Source organism: Candidatus Hydrogenedentota bacterium, assembly GCA_018005585.1.
In the GTDB taxonomy this organism is placed as follows: domain Bacteria; phylum Hydrogenedentota; class Hydrogenedentia; order Hydrogenedentales; family JAGMZX01; genus JAGMZX01.
The window spans coordinates 1-3,787 of sequence record JAGMZX010000268.1; the positions used below are offsets into that span (position 1 = coordinate 1).

General features: G+C 63.1%; 3 protein-coding genes. 2 read left to right on the top strand and 1 reads right to left on the bottom strand.

The genetic code is table 11. The features are described from left to right. Positions 1–328 (bottom strand): glycerophosphodiester phosphodiesterase (locus KA184_23560; GenBank protein MBP8132568.1); only part of this gene is annotated, 328 nt, incomplete at its 3' end. A 144-nt stretch (positions 329–472) separates the two neighbouring features. Between KA184_23560 and aceE the strand changes: the two genes are divergently transcribed. Then, positions 473–3,256, top strand: coding sequence for a pyruvate dehydrogenase (acetyl-transferring), homodimeric type (gene aceE, locus KA184_23565; GenBank protein ID MBP8132569.1), 2,784 nt, complete (start codon positions 473–475; stop codon positions 3,254–3,256). Positions 3,257–3,269: 13 nt separating this feature from the next. Next, positions 3,270–3,787, top strand: a 518-nt coding sequence (locus tag KA184_23570) for a biotin/lipoyl-binding protein (GenBank protein MBP8132570.1), incomplete at its 3' end; no start/stop codon positions are given.

The following is a 3,787-nucleotide window of genomic DNA, read 5'->3' on the forward strand; positions in this document are numbered from 1 at the left end:
CGAATTTCGGGTCGAACCAAGCGCCCGCGTCCATCGCCTTCATTTCCGCCAGCGTCAAGTCGCAGACGTTCGCCTTGACCCCCGTCGTGCGCTCCGTATCGTCGTCATGAATGACGACTATCTCGTTGTCCTTCGTCAGCGTACAGTCCAACTCGAACCAATCGGCGCCCATGTCGATGGCGGCGCGAAACGAGGATGCCGTGTTCTCCGGCGCATATGCGCTCGCGCCCCGGTGCGCAATTACCTCGACCTTCCCACGCGGCCCCTCCGGCTTTCGCGCCGTGGAGCAGCCCGCCCCGGCAACCAGTCCCGCTACTGCTATGTACATGATCGCTTTCATCATCCCTTCAGCTTTTCCATGTTCTGGGAGCATTTCCCGCCCGCGAAACGGCGCAAGTATAAACGAGTGACGGCAGCGAATGCACTGGTGGGCGCCGCGCGGCCCTTCCAAAGGAATATCGCCGCACGATTGATGTTATCACTGACGCGGCCTAAAATAGGGGTTTCTGAAACATGTCGCGCCCAACCATCGCGGACTGTGCGGCGCGAAAAACAACCAAGACCGCGAAAGTTGCCAGAAGTCGTGAGCACGGAACGCAGAAAAGGTCTGGTCGAGGACACGAGCCTTCAAGAGTGGCTTGAAGCACTGGATTCTCTCATTGCCCGTGAGGGTCGCGAGGCAGTGGGCGCGCTTCTGCAAAAGCTCCACCAGCACGCCGAAATCGAGGGCGTTGACTTGCCGTTCAGCGCAAACACCCCCTATGTCAACACGATCCCTGTCGATGCGCAGCCGCCCTATCCCGGCGACCGCGAACTCGAACGGGCGAACAAGTCCATCATCCGATGGAACGCGATGGCGATGGTCGTGCGCGCCAACCGCGAGTCCGACGGCATCGGCGGGCACATTTCGACCTATGCATCGGCCGCGACACTCTACGAAGTGGGGTTTAACCACTTTTTCCGCGCTAGAAACGGCGATTACGGCGGCGACCAGGTCTACTTCCAGGGCCACGCCGCCCCCGGCATCTACGCGCGCGCGTTTCTCGAAGGGCGCCTGACGCAGGAGCAACTCAATCACTTCCGCCGCGAACTCAGGCCGGGCGGCGGCCTTTCTTCGTATCCCCACCCCTGGCTCCAGCCTGATTTTTGGGAGTTTCCCACGGTTTCCATGGGGCTCGGCCCCATCATGGGCATCTATCAGGCGCGATTCAACCGCTATCTCGAAAACCGGGGCCTGAAGCCGCGCAACGGCGGCAAGGTGTGGTGTTTTCTTGGCGACGGCGAATGCGACGAGCCGGAAACGCTTGGCGCAATAACGCTCGCCTCGAGGGAACGCCTCGACAACCTGGTCTTCGTCGTCAACTGCAACCTGCAACGGCTGGACGGGCCCGTGCGCGGCAACGGCAAGATCATCCAGGAACTCGAAGCCGCTTTCCGCGGCGCCGGATGGAACGTCATCAAGGTTATCTGGGGCAGCGACTGGGATCCCATCTTCGCGAACGACGCGGACAACGTGCTCGTCAAGGCCATGGGCGAGGCCGTAGACGGCCTGTTCCAGAAGTTCAGCGTCGAGTCCGGCGAATTCATCCGCCAGACGCTGCGCGCGATCGATCCGCGCATCGCGCAACTGGTCGCGCACCTGAACGACGAGCAGTTGCGCAAGCTGAAGCGCGGCGGACATGACCCCGCCAAGGTCTATGCCGCGTATCGCGCCGCCGTGCATCATGAAGGCGCGCCAACGGTCATCCTCGCAAAGACGGTAAAAGGCTATGGTCTCGGTGAAAGCGGCGAAGGCAAGAACATCACGCACCAGCAGAAGAAACTGAATGAGGACGAACTGCGCGAATTCCGCAGCCGGTTCGGCATCCCCATTTCCGATGAGCAGGTCGCCTATGCGCCGTTCTACAGGCCGCCGGAAGACGGCCCGAACATGCGCTACCTGCGGGAACGACGCGAAGCGCTGGGCGGCTACATTCCCGCGCGGACGGTGCACGCCGCCACGCTCGCGCCGCCGCCGGAACGACTCTTCGCCGAGTTTCGCGCGGGCAACGAACGTCCGGTATCGACCACGATGGTGTTCGTGCGCATTCTCGCCCATTTGCTCCGCGACAAGGAACTGGGCAAATACATCGTGCCCATCGTGCCGGACGAAGCGCGCACCTTTGGCATGGACGGACTCTTCCGGCAGATCGGCATCTACTCCTCCATTGGCCAGGTCTACGAGCCGGTCGACGCTGATAATGTGCTCTATTACAAGGAAGCCACGGACGGGCAGATACTCGAAGAGGGCATCACCGAAGCGGGCTCGATGTCCTCCTTCATAGCGGCGGGCACGGCCTACGCCACACACGGCATTCCCATGATCCCGTTTTTTATCTACTACTCGATGTTCGGGCTTCAGCGCGTCGGTGATCTTGTCTGGGCCGCGGGAGATATGCGCTGCAAGGGATTCCTCATCGGCGGCACTGCCGGAAGAACCACGCTCGCGGGCGAAGGCCTCCAGCACCAGGACGGCCACTCCCACGTGCTGGCCATGACCGTGCCCAACCTCAAAGCATACGACGCAGCCTTCGCCTTCGAACTCGCCGCTATCGTCCGCGACGGCATCCGCAGGATGTACCAGGAGCGCGAAGACGTGTTCTATTACCTCACGGTTGGCAACGAGAACTATCCGATGCCGCCCATGCCGGACGGCGACGCCGTCGAGGACGGCATCCTGCGCGGCATGTACAAGTTCCGCGCTTCCCCCCGGAAAGACCTCCCGCTCCGGGCGCAATTGCTCGGCAGCGGCGCGATCATGAACGAAACGCTGAAGGCGCAGGCCATGCTGGAACAATACGGCGTGGCGGCGGACTGCTGGAGCGTCACGAGCTACAAGGAACTGCGCAACGACGCCCTGGACGCCGACCGCCACAACCTGCTGCATCCGGACGGGCAACGCCGCATACCTTACGTGACGCAATGCCTGCGGAACGAAGAAGGCGTTGTCGTGGCGGCTTCCGACTACATGAAACTGTTGCCTGACGGTCTGGCCAGATGGGTGCCGCACCGCATGGTCAGCCTTGGCACGGACGGGTTCGGCAGGAGTGAATCGCGCGAGAGCCTGCGCACGCATTTCGAAGTGGACGCGCGTTTCATCACCGCGGCCGCGCTAAGCGCCCTCGCTCAGGAAGGACAGCTCGCGCCCGAGGCCGTCGCGCGCGCCTTCGCCGGACTCGAGATCGACCCTGACAAAGTCAATCCAAGGACCGCATGAAGGGAGTCTGTTCATGCATACCGAATTCAAGCTGCCGGAACTGGGCGAGAATATCGTTTCAGGAACCATTGCGCGCGTGCTCGTGAAGGCCGGCGACATCGTAGACGAGGGTCAGCCGCTCATCGAGATCGAGACCGACAAGGCCGTGGCTGAGATTCCGAGTCCCACCGCGGGCACAATCACCGAGATCCGCGTCAGCGAAGGCCAGAAGGTCGAAGTCGGGCAGGTGCTCCTGCTGCTGGACACCGAGGCATCGCCTGCTGAAAAGCCTGCCCGGTGCGATGCCGCAAAGACGCCGCCGAAACTCGAAGTGGTCGAGCGCCCGCCCGCGGCGAAAGAAGCGCAGACCCCGCCTGCCCCCGCGTTACGGGCCCGTCCTGTCGCTCGGCCCGCCGCCAATGCGCGCGGCGGCGCCGTAGCCTCGCCCGCGGTGCGGCGGCTGGCCCGCGAGCTGGGCGTGAGCATCAATGACGTGCCCGCTTCCGACCCCGCGGGACGCGTCTCCGCGGATGACGTTCGCCGTTTCGCGGA